Genomic DNA, 13,700 nt, shown 5'->3' with positions numbered 1-13,700 from the left:
AGTCTAGGACCAGGGCCCCACCCGGCCCCGATACGGTGATTCGGTGACGGCCGACCGCTGGGGCATCGAGGACGGCTACTGGGACGCCGGGGGGACGTGGCACGACGCCGATCCGGCCACCACCGCCGCGCTGCGCGAGGCCGTGGGGTGGGATCCCGCGGCCGAGGGCCCTCCCGAGCCGGAGGAGCCCTGCTGGTTCGTGCGGGCCGGCCACGCCGCTCCGCTCCACGGCCGCGTGCGGCTCGAGCTCGAGGACGGGACCGACCTCACCGCCGCCGGGGACCTCCCCCCCGACCTTCCCCTCGGCTACCACCGGCTCGTGCCACTCGACGGTGCGCCACCGACCCGCCTGGTCGTGACGCCCGGCCGCTGCCACCTGCCCCCCGACCTGCGGGCCTGGGGCTGGGCGGTGCAGCTCTACGCGGCACGGTCCCGCCGGAGCTGGGGGATCGGGGACCTGGCCGACCTGGCCGAGCTCGGGCGGTGGTCGCGCGACCTCGGTGCCCAGGTGCTGATCCTCAACCCGCTGCACGCCGATGCACCGGTGCACCCGCAACAACCCAGCCCGTACTACCCCACGAGCCGGCGCTTCCGGAACGTGCAGTACCTCCGCATCGAGGACGTGCCGGGGGCCGGGGAGGCGGCCGTCGACCTGGACGCGCTGGCGGCCGCCGGCCGGGCCCTGCTCGCCGACCGCCACATCGACCGCGACGCGATCTACCGCCTGAAGCGCACGGCCCTCGACCGCATCTGGGAGACCGCCGGCCCTCGCCGGGGCCGGTCCGAGCCCCGGGCGTTCCGCTCCTACCGGGCCGCCCAGGGCACCGCCCTGCGGCAGTACACGACCTTCTGCGCCATCGCCGAGGTGCACGGCGGCGGGTACCACGGCTGGCCGGCCGAGCTGCAGCGCCCCGACTCGCCGGCCGTCGCCCGCTTCGCACGCGCCCGCGCCGACCGGGTGCGCTTCCACGCGTGGTGCCAGTGGCTCCTCGACGAGCAGCTGGCCCGGGCATCGGCCCACGTGGGCGTGGTGCAGGACCTGGCGGTCGGGTTCGACCCCGGCGGCGCCGATGCCTGGGCCTGGCAGGACCTGCTGGCTCCCGGCGTGTCCGTGGGTGCACCACCGGACGAGTTCAACACCAGGGGGCAGGACTGGGGCCTCCCACCCTTCGTGCCGTGGCGCCTGCGGAACGCCGGCTACCTGCCCTTCATCGAGACCGTCCGGGCCGTGCTCCGCCACGCCGGCGGCATGCGGGTCGACCACGTGATGGGCCTGTTCCGCCTGTACTGGATCCCACCGGGTGGCCGGCCCGCCGACGGCACGTACGTGCGCTACCCGGCCGGCGACCTGCTCGACCTCCTCGCCCTCGAGAGCGAGCGCGCCGGGGCCGTCGTGGTGGGCGAGGATCTCGGGACCGTCGAGGACGAGGTGCGGGCCGAGCTGGCCGGCCGGCACCTCCTCTCGTACCGGCTGGTGTGGTTCGAGCCGGGCCCGCCGGCCACGTACCCCGGCCGAGCCCTGGCCGCCGTCACCACCCACGACCTCCCCACGGTGGCCGGGCTGGTGAGCGGCAGCGACCTGGCCGTGCAGCTCGAGCTCGGCCTCGAACCCAACGTGACCGGCACGACCGCCATGCAGGCCGCCCTGCGGTCGGCGGCCGCGGTGCCCGACGACCGGCCGCTCGACCACGACCTCGACGCCGTCGTGGTGTCGGTGCACCGGCAGCTGGCCGAGAGCCCGCCGGCCATCGTGACCGCCACGCTCGAGGACGTGCTCCGGGTGGAGGAGCGACCGAACCTACCGGGCACGATCGACGAGTGGCCGAACTGGCGCCTGGCCCTCCCCGACGCCATCGAGGACGTGATGGCCGACCCCTTCGTGCTCGAGGTCGCCAGGGCCCTGGACGAGGGGCGGCGCGACCGCTCCGGCGACGGGGCCTGAGCGTCCGATCGGCCCCCGCGTGCGGCTACGGTCGTGCTCGCGAGCGGCGGTGCTGGAACCGGTAGACAGGGCAGGCTCAAACCCTGCTGCCCGCAAGGGCGTGTGGGTTCGAGTCCCACCCGCCGCACCGCGCGCGGGGGGTGCCGTCGCATCGGCGCCGGCACCCCCCGCCACCACGTATCGTCACGGCCGTGGCCGCGGGAGGACGTCACTGGGTCGTGCGCTGGCTCACCCGCATCGCGGTCGTGGCGGCGCTGGCCGGCGCTCTGGCCCAGTACCGCAGGCGGCGCCTGGCCGAGCACGAGCGACGGCTGGGCCTGGGCGGTGGGGAGGCGTCCCCGCGCTGAACCGACGCCGAGGCCTCGAGGGCCGACGGGGCCGTGAAACCTCGCCGCCGGCCGGCGGGTCGGAGGCCCAACGGGTGGAGGAGGTCGTCTGACATGCTGGCGTTCACGTTCCCGGGGCAGGGCTCGCAGCGGCCGGGCATGGGCCTCCCCTGGACCGACCTCGAGTCGTGGGAGCTCGTGGGCGAGGCCTCCGAGGCCGCCGGGCGCGACGTCGCCCAGCTCCTGCTGTCGGCCGACGCCGAGCAGCTCCGCGACACCCGCAACGCCCAGCTGGCCACCTTCGTCCTCAGCCTGGTCGTGCTCGACGCGGTGGAGCGCACGGGTCTGCTCCCCTCCTCGTGCGCGGGGCACAGCCTCGGCGAGTACTCGGCGCTCACCGCCGCCGGTGCGCTCGCGTTCGACGAGGGCGTCCGCCTCGTCGTCGAGCGGGCCGACGCCATGCACGCCGCCGGCGAGGAGCGGCCCGGCACCATGGCCGCCGTGCTCGGCCTCGACGACGACCTGGTCGACGTGGCGTGCCGCCGCGCCGACGGCGAGGTGTGGGTCGCGAACTTCAACGGTCCCGGCCAGGTCGTGATCGCCGGCGACCACGACGACGTGACCCGGGCGGGCGAGGAGGCGCGGGCGCTCGGCGCCAAGCGGGTGATGGCCCTGCCGGTCGCGGGCGCCTTCCACACCCCGTTCATGGCGCCCGCTCGCGACCGGCTGCGCAAGGCGATCGCCGAGACCCGGCCACGCGACACCGAGGTGCCGGTGGTCGCCAACGTCGACGGGCTCGTGCACTCGCTGGGCGCCGAGTGGTGCGGCCTGCTCTCGGCCCAGCTCTGCAGCCCCGTCCGGTGGCGGCAGACCCTCCAGACGCTGGCCGCCATCGGTGCCACCACCTTCGTCGAGCTGGGGCCGGGCGGGGTGCTGACCGGCCTGGCCAAGCGGACCATCCCCGATGCCCTCGCGGTGGCCGTCGCCGGCCCCGACGATCTGGACGCCCTGCTGGAGACCCTCTCGCGCGGCGAACCGGTCCACCTGGCACCGGTCGAGGGCGAGCACCTGTTCACCCTCGAGCGGCTCGTCGTCAGCAGCGCGGCCGGGCTGTTCCGCCCGGTCGACGGGCTCGGCGAGGGGGCCGTGGTGGCGGTGGGCGACCTCGTCGGCCGGGTCGGCGAGCACGAGGTGCGATCGCCCTTCGCGGGCAGGATGCAGGCGCTGGTGGCGGCGGACGGCGAGCGGGTCACGGCCAGCCAGCCGGTGGCCTGGCTGCGCACGGTCCAGGGTTAGCGGTGCGCGGCTGGCACATCACCGGGTGGGGAGCGGCGCTGCCCGACGAGACGGTGACCAACGCCGACCTCGAGGCCCGGCTGGACACCAGCGACGCCTGGATCACCGAGCGGACCGGGATCAGGGAACGGCGGATCGGGGGCACCACCGCCGGCCTGGCGGCCGAGGCCGGACGGGCAGCCATGGCGAGAGCCGGCGTCGGGCCCGGGGACCTCGGGCTGATCGTGCTCTCCACCACCACCCCCGACCAGGCGGTGCCGGCCACGTCGGCCGAGGTGCAGGAGCTGCTGGGCGCCTCGTGCGCGGCGTTCGACATCAACGCCGCCTGCTCCGGCTTCGTCTACGGGCTGGTGGCCGCCCACGGCCTGATCGGCGCCGGCTCCGACCGCGTGCTCCTCATCGGCGCCGATACTCTCAGCCGGATCACCGACTGGGAGGACCGCTCCACGGCCGTGCTGTTCGCCGACGGGGCCGGGGCCGTCGTGCTCGAGGCCGTCGACGGCCCGGGGCAGCTGCTCAGCTGGGACCTCGGTGCCGACGGCACCTGCCGGAGCCTGCTCCAGGCCGACGTGGGCGGCTACATCCAGATGGAGGGCCGCGAGGTGTACCGCCGAGCGGTGACGGTGATGGTCGACTCGGCCCGCCGGTCGATGGAGACGGCCGGGATCGAGGCCGACGACCTCGCCCTCGTCGTGCCCCACCAGGCCAACCAGCGCATCATCGACGCGGCCTGTCAGCGGCTGGGCGTGCCCGCCGATCGAACCGCGTCGGTGCTGCACCGCACCGGCAACACGTCGTCGGCGTCCATCCCGCTGGCCCTCGTCGACGCACTCGACCACGACCGGCTCCACGACGGTGACCTGATCCTGCTGGTGGGCTTCGGGGCCGGCATGACCTGGGCCAGCGCCGTCCTGCGGTGGGGCCGGTGAGCACGCCGACCGCCGGCGGGGGCCGAGTGGTGCTGATCACGGGTGGCTCGCGCGGGATCGGCCTGGCCTGCGCCCGCCGCTTCGCCGCGCAGGGCGACCAGGTGGCGGTCACCTACGTGTCCTCGCCGCCGCCGGCAGACCTCGACGCCCTGGCCCTGCGCTGCGACGTGACCGACCCGGCCCAGGTCGATGCCGCCTTCGGCGCCGTCGAGGAGGAGCTCGGCAAGGTGCAGGTGCTGGTGGCCAACGCCGGTGTCACCCGCGACGGGCTGCTCCTGCGCATGTCCGAGGACGACTTCTCGACCGTGCTCGACACCAACCTGTCCGGCGCCTACCGGGTCGCCCGGCGGGCGGCCTCCGGCATGGTGCGGGCCCGGTGGGGCCGGATGATCTTCGTCTCGTCCGTGGTCGGCATGCTCGGCTCGGCCGGCCAGGTCAACTACGCCGCGGCCAAGGCCGGGTTGGTCGGCCTGGCTCGGTCGATCGCCCGCGAGCTGGCGTCGCGTGGCATCACCGCCAACGTGGTCGCGCCGGGCCCCGTCGAGACCGACATGACCGCCGCCCTCGACGAGCAGCGGCGCGCCGAGCTGGCGGCGGTCGTGCCTCTCGGGCGCTTCGCCCAGCCCCACGAGATCGCCGCCGTCGTCACGTTCCTCGCCTCCGACGAGGCCGGCTACGTGACGGGGGCGCTGTTGCCCGTCGACGGTGGTCTCGGCATGGGACACTGACGGGCCGAGAGCAGAAAGGACGCCCCATGAGCGACAACGCCGTCTTCGAGCGCTTCCGGAAGTGCGCCGTCGAGGTGCTGAACGTCCAGCCCGACCAGATCACCGTCGACGCCCGCTTCGGCGACGATCTCGACGCCGACAGCCTCGACCTGGTCGAGCTGATGATGGCGCTCGAGGAGGAGTTCGGGATCGAGCAGATCCCCGAGGAGGAGCTGGCCGACGTCGGCACGGTCGGCCAGGCCCTCGAGCTCATCCAGTCGAAGCTCTGATGCGACGAGTCGCCATCACCGGCCTCGGCGTGGTGGCGCCCTGTGGCATCGGCACCGGGCCGTTCTGGCACGGCCTGTGCGGGCCGGCGCCCGACGGCGAGCGTCGGGTCTGGGACTTCGACCCCGGGCCGTGGTTCGACCCCAAGGCGGCGCGGCGCACCGACCGCTTCGCCCAGTTCGCGGTGGCCGCCGCCCAGATGGCGATCGACGACGCCGGTGACCCCGGCGCCGACCCGCAGCGAGCCGGGGTCGTCATCGCCACCGGCGTCGGTGGGCTCCACACCATCGAGGAGCAGGTCCTCGTGTACCACCACAAGGGTCCCCGGAGGGTCTCGCCGTTCCTCGTGCCGATGATGATGGCCAACTCCGGCGCGGCCGCCGTCTCCATGCGCTTCGGCTGGCAGGGGCCCTGCGAGACGGTCAGCACGGCCTGCGCGGCCAGCACCCACGCCCTCGGCCACGCCTACCGGCTGATCGCGTACGGCCGGTGCGACGCCATGCTCGCCGGCGGTGCCGAAGCGGCCATGACACCGGTGGGCATCCAGGGGTTCGTGAACATGACCGCCATCTCCACCAGCGGTGTCTCGCGCCCGTTCGACGCACGCCGCGACGGCTTCGTCATCGCCGAGGGCGCCGGCGTCCTCGTGCTCGAGGAGCTCGAGCGGGCGCGCGCCCGCGGCGCCCGCGTCTACGCCGAGCTCCTGGGCGCGGCGAGCAACGCCGACGCCCACCACATCACCGCACCAGCGCCGGGGGGCAGCGGCGCCCTGGCGTGCATGGAGCTGGCGCTGGCCGACGCCGACGTCGCTCCGGGTGAGATCGCGCACGTGAACGCCCACGGCACGTCGACACCGCTCAACGACGCGGCCGAGGCCGAGGCCATCGCCAAGCTGTTCGGGGTGCCCGGCCCGCCGGTCACGTCGATCAAGGGCGTCACCGGACACTCGCTCGGCGCCGCCGGAGCCCTGGAGGCGGTGGCCCTCACCCTGTCGATCGAGCACGGGCTGATCCCGCCCACCGCCGGGTTCGAGGAGCCCGACCCCGAGCTGCGGATCGACGTCGTGCGCGGCGCTCCCCGACCGTGGACGCCCGGCCCGTCGCTGTCGAACTCCTTCGGGTTCGGGGGGCACAACGGGTGCCTGGTGATCGGCCCGGAGGGGCCCTGAGCAGGCGGGCCCCCCGGCGAGGCCGTGGGGCCGGGCTGGCAGGGCTGCTGGCAGCCACCGTCCTGCTTGCCGCGTGCACCGACGGATCCCCCCTGGGGACCGCCGACGCTGCTCCCGCGCCGACCGCGGGCACGGCGGTGCGCGTCCTGGTCATCGGCGACGACCTGGCCGCGGCCACGGGACCGGTCCTCGCCGAGCGCCTCGAGGCCACGGGGCGCGCCCAGGTCCACGTGGAGGCCCGGCCCGGAACCGGCCTGGCGTCCAGCGTCGACTGGCCCGCCCGGCTGGCCCCCACCGTCGACGCCGTGGATCCCGACGTGGTGGTGGCGCAGTTCGGCGGGACCGACTCGCCCCCGTACGCCACCGGCATCGACGGCCTCCCGGCCCCGCCCGGTTCACCGGGCTGGTTCGACCGGTGGGGGCGCGCCACGCGCGCGATCACCGACGTGCTCGCCGAGCGCGGGGTGCTCACGTACTGGGTGACCACCCCGCCGGTCGCCGACCCGGCCGGTGACGAGCGGGCCCAGGCCGTCGACCTCGCCGTCCAGTCCCTCGCGGCCCGCCAGCCCCGCGACGTGCGCACGATCGACGTGCGGGCGGCGGTGGCCGGGCCGGACGGCGGCTTCGCGGCCACCGGCACGAACGCGGACGGCCGGCCCATCGCCCTCCGCGCCGCCGACGGGTACGGCCTCGGCGCCGACGGCGCCGGGCTCGTCGCCGACGTGGTGGCGGCCCGCCTCACCGCGGACTGGTGCCTCGACCCGGCCGTGCCTACCTGCACCCCGCACGTCGGGGACCCGGCCGGCGACCCGTGGGTGGGTGGCCCTCCGGCGGCGGCCGACCCCGTGCACGTGCTGGTGGTGGGCGACTCGATCCTGTGGCAGGCCGCGCCCCGGATCCGGGCGCTGCTGCTCGGCACCGGACGGGCCACGGCCGCCCTCGACGCCCGCCCGGCGACGGGGCTGCTCGGCGACGTCGACTGGCCCTCCCACCTGCAGTCGCTGGTGGACACCCTCGACCCGGACGTGACCGTGGTCCAGTTCATGGGCCAGAACTCCCGGCCCGACCTCACCGGCCCCGACGGCTCGCTGCTCGACCCCACGACGTCGGCGTACGTGGCCGCCTTCGTCGACGAGGCGGCGCGGGTCGTCGACGTGCTGACGAGCCGCGGCGGCCGGGTGGCCTGGGTGCTCGGCCCACCGCTCGGCGTCCCGGCGGTCGACGCCACGCTGCGCGGCATCGGTCTCGGCGTGCTCGGGCTGCCGGCGACGGTCGACGGCCGCCTGGTGCCCGTCGACCTCTACCGGGCCCTCGGCACCGCCGACGGCGCGTTCACCCAGGAGGTGCCCGACGGCTTCGGCGGTCAAGAGGCGATCCGCCTGTACGACGGCGTCCACCTCACCGGCGCCGGCGCGGCCCGAAACGCCCGCGCCGTCGTGGCCGCCCTCGACCGGGCGGGCTGCCTCCGCAGCGGCACGGCCTGCCGCGAGGGAGCCGGCTGACCCGGCCGCCGCATCGCCGGGGCGGTGGCCCGTCAGGGCCCGGCCGGTAGGTCGACCACCACGAACAGCAGGTCGGCCTCGCACGCGGTCTGCCCGCCCACCGAGGCCCGTCCGTGCCCCTTTCCGGCCCGGGCCGAGAGGCGGCCCATGGTGACCTCGAGCTCGAGGGTCTCCCCCGGCACGACCTGGCGGCGGAAGCGGGCCCCGTCGACCCCGCCGAACAGCGGGAGGCGGCCCGCGTAGCGGGGGTCGGCCAGCACGGCCACGCCCCCGAGCTGGGCCATGGCCTCGAGCATGAGCACGCCGGGCAGCGTGGGCCGACCGGGGAAGTGCCCGGCGAAGAAGGGCTCGTCGCCGGTGAGGTGCCACCGCCCTCGGGCCGAGACGCCCGGCTCGAGCTCGGTGACCTCGTCGACGAAGAGGAAGGGCGGGCGGTGGGGCAGGACCGCGCCGGGCCGGGGCAGGCCGGCGGCGCTCACGCCCCCAGCGCCTTCAGCAGCTTCGTCGGCGTGTCCTTGGGGCTGATCTTGGGCCAGGCCTGCTCGACGGCGCCCTCCTCGTCCACCAGGAACGCCGAGCGGATGACCCCCTGGTACGCCTTGCCGTAGAGCTTCTTCTCGCCCCAGGCCCCGTAGGCCTCGGCGACGGCGTGGTCGGGGTCGGACAGCAGCGTGAACCCCAGCCCGTACTTCTCGTCGAAGCGCTTCTGGGCCGCCGGCGGGTCGGGGCTGATGCCGACCACGGCCGTCGTGCCGATGTCCCCCAGCACGTCCCGCAGCCCGCACGCCTGGGTGGTGCACCCGGGCGTGTCGGCCTTCGGATAGAAGTACACCAGCACCTTGCGGCCGGCGAACCCTTCCAGCGACACGGTGTCGCCGTCCTGGTCGGGCAACGAGAACGACGGTGCCTGGTCTCCCACGGCGAGCATGGGCTCGACGCTACCAAGGCCGCCTCGCCGGCTGTCCGGTCAGTCGGCCGGGGCCGGGGGGCGAGGGTGACGGCGCGCCCGGCTGACCAGGGCCACGACCAGCCAGGCCAGGAGCCCCAGCAGGGCGAGGGGGACGGCGTAGCCGAGCACGACGAGGGTGCCGGCGAGCACGGCCAGGGTGCCCCCGACACCCCGCTCGAGGCCGCGGGCGAGCACGCCCGGCTCGTCGTCGACGGGCGGCGGGAGCACCTCCGCACCCGGCTCCACCACCACCACCCGGATGGTGGACAGGTCGGCCGCAGCGCCGAGGGAGGCCTCCTGCGCCTGCAGCTGCTCGATCTCCGTCCGGACCGCAAACAGCTGGTCCTGGATGGTGATGATGTCGCCGACCGAACGGGCCTGCGCGAGGAGGACGCGGTACGCCTCCTCCTCGGCCTGCAGGCTGCGGATCCGGGCACCGAGGTCGACGAGCTGGGCGGTCACGTCGTCACCGCGGACGACGGCCTGCTCGACCGTGCCCAGCGCGGCCAGCTCCCGGCGGGCGGCGTCGAACTCCGACACCGGGACGCGGATCGTCACCTCGCCGGAGGCGCCGCCGGAGGCGCCGTCGGCGATCGCCGTGCTCGACGAGGTGACGAAACCGCCATGACGGGCGGCCACGTCGGCCGCCCGGTCGACCGCGCGCACCGCCTCGCCGTCATCCACCGAGATCCGCAGGTCGGCGGTACGGACCACCCGGGGTCCCTCGACCGGCACGTCGGCCACGCCCGGCCCGGGCGACGTGCTCTCGGCCCCCCCGGCGGCGTCGCCGGCGCCCTCCGGCGAGGGCGGCCCCGGCGCGATCGTGGTGGCGGGGCCCTCGGCGAGGCCCACGTCGCCGGTCGTTCCGCCCTCGGCCGGGACGATCGACCGATCGGCCACCTCGGGGCCGGGATCGTCGGCCAGGGCGACCAGGCCACCGGCCACAACGAGGGCCACGGCCACCAGCGCGACCACCAGCCCGGCGCGCCGGCGGCGGTGCGGTGGGGGCGAGGGCGAGGGCGAGGGCGGCGGCATCGGCGGCCGTGAGGGTGAGCCCGCATCGGGCGCGGGCGGGCCGATGGTCGGCGTGAGCGTGGCGGCAGGCATGCTGGCCCCCTCGGGTGCGTGGGCTGTGCGCTCTGGAGCGCGGACACCCATGCGACGAGCAGCGTGGTCGTCGAGTTCCCGAGCCGCGCCGGGCTGCGCCTCGATGGCCGCGCCGACGTCGGCGCTCAGGGGCGCGGCGGCGCCGGTGGGGCCAGGCCGAGAACCCCTGCCAGCTCGCTGCGGCGCACCTTGCCCATCGAGCTCCTCGGGATCTCGTCGACCTCGACGATGCGCTTGGGGCGCTTGTACGGCGCCAGGCAGCCCACCAGGAAGTCGGCCAGCCCGGTGGTGCCTGCGGGCGCCACCACCGCGGCGCACACCATCTGGCCCCACCGCTCGTCGGGCACGGGGAACACAGCCGCCTCCTGCACGCCGGGGTGCCGGAGCAGCGCCTGCTCCACCTCCAGCGGGTACACGTTGACACCGCCGGTGATGATCAGGTCGTCGCGCCGACCGTCGAGGTAGCAGTAGCCGTCGTCGTCGAGGCGCCCGAGGTCTCCCACGGTGAAGGCGCCGGCGCAGCCCGGGTCGCGGCACCGGCGCCAGGCGCGCGCCGTCTTCTCCGGGTCACGCCAGTACTCGAAGCGGGCGTGCGACGGGGCGTGGCACCAGATCACCCGGTCGGCCCCGATCTCGAGCCGGCGCCCGGGCCGGGCACGGCCGACGGTGCCCGGCCGCTCGAGCCACTCCGACGCCGAGCAGGCCGTGAACTGCCCCTCGGTCGAGCCGTAGAACTCCCACACCACCCCGTCGGGGAACGCGGCCAGCGTCCGGCGCTTGAGCGCCTCCGGGCACGGCGCCCCGGCGTGGGCCAGCAACCGGAACGACCCGAGGGGCGGCACCGCTCCCGGCCCGGCCGCGAACAGGCGCTGCAGGTGCGCCGGCACCACGAAGGCGCTGGTGGGCCGATGCTCGGTGATGGCCTCCGCCAGGTGCGCCACCCCGCCCGACAGGACCACCGCGCCACCCGCCAGCAACGTGCCCGCCGCGAACCTGAGGGGAGCCGAGTGGTGGAGGGGCGACACCACGAGGTGGACGTCGCCGGCTGCGAAGCCCCACAGGTCGCGCTCCTCGGCCAGCAGGGCCGCGGCCTCGTGATCGGCGAGCACGCCGGACCACACGCCCTTGGGCCGGCCGGTGGTGCCCGACGTGAAGAACATCGGGCGGGCGAGCGGCCACGGCGCCAGCTCGGCGTCGCCGTCGTTGGCGGCGACGCGCACCAGGTCGTCGTCGTGGAGCACCAGGGCCGGCTCGGCGTCGTCGAGCAGCGCCGCGACCTCGGGTGCGGTGAGCGACACGTTCACGAGCACGGGCACGATGCCGACGCGCAGCGCCCCGACCGCCACCGCCAGGTACGCGGGGGACCCGTCGGCCACGATGGCGACCCGGTCACCAGGCCCGAGCCCCGCCCGGCGGAGCCCGGCTGCGGCCCGCCGCTGGGCCGCCTCGGAGGCCGCGGCGGTGACGAGCGCGGGCGAGGCCATCCGGGCGGCGCTCAGCCGGGGCGTCGGAGGCCGTGGCCGAAGAAGCCACCCCGGGGCCGAGCGTGGGCGTGGTAGTGGTCGGGGATGTTGCGCATGTTGTCGTCGACGTAGTGCTCGAACGAGAAGTGCTCGGCCACCACCGAGGCGAGCCGCAGGTGGAGCGACGCCTTCACGTCGTCGGGCGGGACGGCATCGTGGTGCCGCCACACCACCATGGGCACCGCGCAGATCTCGCACTCCGCGATCCAGCAGAGCTCGTCCTCGTAGAACCAGGGCGTGATGCGCGCTTCCTCGCAGAGATCGCAGCCGTCGACCCGAACCCGATCCACCCGATCCAGCGTACGGGAAGGCGATGACCTCACCGCCGACCTGCCCTGTGCTGCACTGGTGGCGTGCACAGGACGGTGGCGGCGCGGCTGCTCTTGGCGTGCGCGCTGGCGGCGGCCGTCCCGGCGGTGCTGCTGGCATCGGGCGACGGCGCGGGGCTGGGCATCGTCGCGGCACCGCCGACCGAACCCTCGCACCTCCCCCCCGACGACGCCGGCGGCGAGCCCCTCCACCCCGACGACGTGCTCACCTCGATGGTGCCGGTGAGCGCCACCGACCCCGGGTCCGCCCCCGCCCCGGTCGACCCGTCCGCGACCACGCCGCCGCCCGACGCGGCCACGCCGTCCACGACAGCCGTCACACCCGTCAGCCTGCCCGTCGGCCCCGAGGCGCCCGTGGTCAGCCGGGTGCCCACCACCGATCGGGTCGTGTTCGTGACCATCGACGACGGCCTCGAGCGGGACCCGGCGGTCGTCGAGTTCTTCCGCGAGCACCCGATGCCGTCCTCGCTGTTCCTGGTGCAGAGCGCCGCCGCCGCCGGCGAGGACTTCTTCCGGCAGCTGCAGGACGCGGGCGCCACCATCCACACCCACACCTACACCCATCCCGACCTCACCACGGTCGACACCGCGACCCGCACCAACGAGGTGTGCGGGCCCCTGGACGACTTCGAGGCCCGGTTCGGCCGCCGGCCCACGCTGTTCCGACCGCCGTACGGGGCCGTGGACGACACCGTCCAGGTGACCGCCAAGGGGTGCGGCTATCGCGCCGTGGTGCTGTGGAAGGCGGCCACGAACGCCGGTCAGCTCCAGGTCCAGGAGGAGGAGCTGCAGCCCGGCGACGTGATCCTCCTGCACTTCCGCCCCGACCTGCTGCAGAACCTCGAGATGCTGGTCGACGCCCTCGACGCCCAGGGCTTCACCGTGGGCCGCCTCGAGGACTACCTGGGGGCCTGACGCGGCGGCGGGGGCCCGAAGGGCTCCCGCCGCCGCGCTCGGTCCGGGGGGATCAGCCGGCCAGATCGGGCGGCAGGAGCACGGCGTCGATCACGTGGATGACCCCGTTGGACGCCACGATGTCGGTCGCCACGATGTTGGCGTCGTTGATGGTGGCGCCGTCGGCCCCGACCGTGATGGTGACATCGGAGCCCTCGACGGTGGCCACCGTCTGCTCGGGCTGCAGGTCGGTCGACATGATCATCCCGGGCACCACGTGGTACGTGAGGATCTGGGCCAGCGCCGGGTCGGCGAGCAGCTCCTCGGCCGTGACACCCAGGGCCGCCAGGGCGGCGTCGAAGGCCTCGTTGGTGGGAGCGAACACGGTGAAGGGGCCGTCACCGCTCAGGGTCTCGGCCAGTCCGGCGGCCTCCACGGCCGCCACCAGGGTCGAGAAGTCCGGGTTGCCGGCGGCGATGTCGACGATGGTCTCCTCGGCCGCCATCGAGTCGTCGGCCGCCGTGTCCTCGGTCGTCGTGTCGTCGGTCGACGCCGTGGTGTCCTCGCTGGCTGCAGCAGTGGTGGTGGAGGTGTCGCCGGAGGCGTCGTCGTCGTCGCCACCACACGCGGCGAGGAACAGCCCGGCGACAGCCACGGGGGCCAGGAGGCGGAGCTTCGTGCGAGTGCGCATGCAGAGTCCTTCGGGTCGGTGGGTCGATCGCGGGCCTTTCCCGGCCCAG

Annotated in this window: 15 protein-coding genes and 1 tRNA gene; 10 read left to right on the top strand and 6 right to left on the bottom strand. The window is 75.3% G+C overall.

What is annotated here, in order from left to right; translation table 11 throughout:
• The first annotated feature begins 43 nt into the window (after positions 1-43).
• The 9 genes from malQ (at position 44) to IPM45_17355 (ending at position 8,158) form a co-directional block, all read left to right on the top strand.
• On the top strand, positions 44-1,942 hold the full coding sequence (gene malQ, locus IPM45_17395) for a 4-alpha-glucanotransferase (protein ID MBK9181304.1): 1,899 nt from the start codon (positions 44-46) through the stop codon (positions 1,940-1,942).
• 43 nt (positions 1,943-1,985) lie between these two features.
• Positions 1,986-2,069 (top strand) — tRNA-Leu (locus IPM45_17390).
• Between the two features lie 64 nt (positions 2,070-2,133).
• Positions 2,134-2,289 (top strand): hypothetical protein, encoded by a 156-nt coding sequence (locus IPM45_17385; protein ID MBK9181303.1) that lies wholly within the window; start codon positions 2,134-2,136, stop codon positions 2,287-2,289.
• Positions 2,290-2,382: 93 nt separating this feature from the next.
• Positions 2,383-3,564 carry an ACP S-malonyltransferase gene (gene fabD / locus IPM45_17380; GenBank protein ID MBK9181302.1) on the top strand — a complete coding sequence of 394 codons (1,182 nt, stop codon included), beginning with the start codon at positions 2,383-2,385 and terminating at the stop codon, positions 3,562-3,564.
• A complete protein-coding gene (locus IPM45_17375) occupies positions 3,540-4,493 on the top strand; it encodes a ketoacyl-ACP synthase III (protein ID MBK9181301.1) in 954 nt (317 codons plus the stop codon). Before fabD ends, IPM45_17375 begins: the two co-directional genes overlap by 25 nt.
• Positions 4,494-4,522: 29 nt before the next feature.
• A complete protein-coding gene (fabG, locus tag IPM45_17370; GenBank protein ID MBK9181300.1) occupies positions 4,523-5,221 on the top strand; it encodes a 3-oxoacyl-ACP reductase FabG in 699 nt (232 codons plus the stop codon).
• A 26-nt stretch (positions 5,222-5,247) separates the two neighbouring features.
• A complete protein-coding gene (gene acpP / locus IPM45_17365; GenBank protein ID MBK9181299.1) occupies positions 5,248-5,490 on the top strand; it encodes an acyl carrier protein in 243 nt (80 codons plus the stop codon).
• Complete coding sequence (locus tag IPM45_17360; protein ID MBK9181298.1) at positions 5,490-6,656, top strand: beta-ketoacyl-[acyl-carrier-protein] synthase family protein; 1,167 nt, start codon at positions 5,490-5,492, stop codon at positions 6,654-6,656. The genes acpP and IPM45_17360 overlap by 1 nt, the downstream gene beginning before the upstream one ends.
• Before the next feature lie 137 nt (positions 6,657-6,793).
• Positions 6,794-8,158: a DUF459 domain-containing protein gene (locus IPM45_17355; GenBank protein MBK9181297.1), complete on the top strand. Its 1,365-nt coding sequence runs from the start codon at positions 6,794-6,796 to the stop codon at positions 8,156-8,158.
• Between the two features lie 32 nt (positions 8,159-8,190).
• On the opposite strand, the gene fabZ is transcribed toward IPM45_17355, so the two are convergent.
• The 5 genes from fabZ to IPM45_17330 form a co-directional block, all read right to left on the bottom strand.
• Positions 8,191-8,622, bottom strand: coding sequence for a 3-hydroxyacyl-ACP dehydratase FabZ (fabZ, locus tag IPM45_17350; protein MBK9181296.1), 432 nt, complete (start codon positions 8,620-8,622; stop codon positions 8,191-8,193).
• An 11-nt stretch (positions 8,623-8,633) separates the two neighbouring features.
• Positions 8,634-9,086: a thioredoxin-dependent thiol peroxidase gene (bcp, locus tag IPM45_17345; protein ID MBK9181295.1), complete on the bottom strand. Its 453-nt coding sequence runs from the start codon at positions 9,084-9,086 to the stop codon at positions 8,634-8,636.
• A gap of 39 nt (positions 9,087-9,125) precedes the next feature.
• A complete protein-coding gene (locus tag IPM45_17340) occupies positions 9,126-10,214 on the bottom strand; it encodes a DUF4349 domain-containing protein (protein ID MBK9181294.1) in 1,089 nt (362 codons plus the stop codon).
• Between the two features lie 125 nt (positions 10,215-10,339).
• Positions 10,340-11,698, bottom strand: coding sequence for an acyl--CoA ligase (locus IPM45_17335; GenBank protein ID MBK9181293.1), 1,359 nt, complete (start codon positions 11,696-11,698; stop codon positions 10,340-10,342).
• 11 nt (positions 11,699-11,709) lie between these two features.
• On the bottom strand, positions 11,710-12,027 hold the full coding sequence (locus IPM45_17330; protein ID MBK9181292.1) for a hypothetical protein: 318 nt from the start codon (positions 12,025-12,027) through the stop codon (positions 11,710-11,712).
• Between the two features lie 63 nt (positions 12,028-12,090).
• On the opposite strand from IPM45_17330, the gene IPM45_17325 reads away from it, so the two are divergent.
• On the top strand, positions 12,091-12,981 hold the full coding sequence (locus IPM45_17325; protein ID MBK9181291.1) for a polysaccharide deacetylase family protein: 891 nt from the start codon (positions 12,091-12,093) through the stop codon (positions 12,979-12,981).
• 52 nt (positions 12,982-13,033) lie between these two features.
• Here IPM45_17325 and IPM45_17320 read toward each other — a convergent pair whose 3' ends face one another.
• Positions 13,034-13,651 (bottom strand): fasciclin domain-containing protein, encoded by a 618-nt coding sequence (locus tag IPM45_17320; GenBank protein MBK9181290.1) that lies wholly within the window; start codon positions 13,649-13,651, stop codon positions 13,034-13,036.
• Positions 13,652-13,700 lie beyond the last annotated feature (49 nt).

Source organism: Acidimicrobiales bacterium, assembly GCA_016716005.1.
Taxonomy (GTDB): Bacteria; Actinomycetota; Acidimicrobiia; order Acidimicrobiales; family JADJXE01; genus JADJXE01.
The sequence above is the reverse complement of the archived record's forward strand: the minus strand, read 5'-3'. Positions and strand labels throughout refer to the sequence as shown.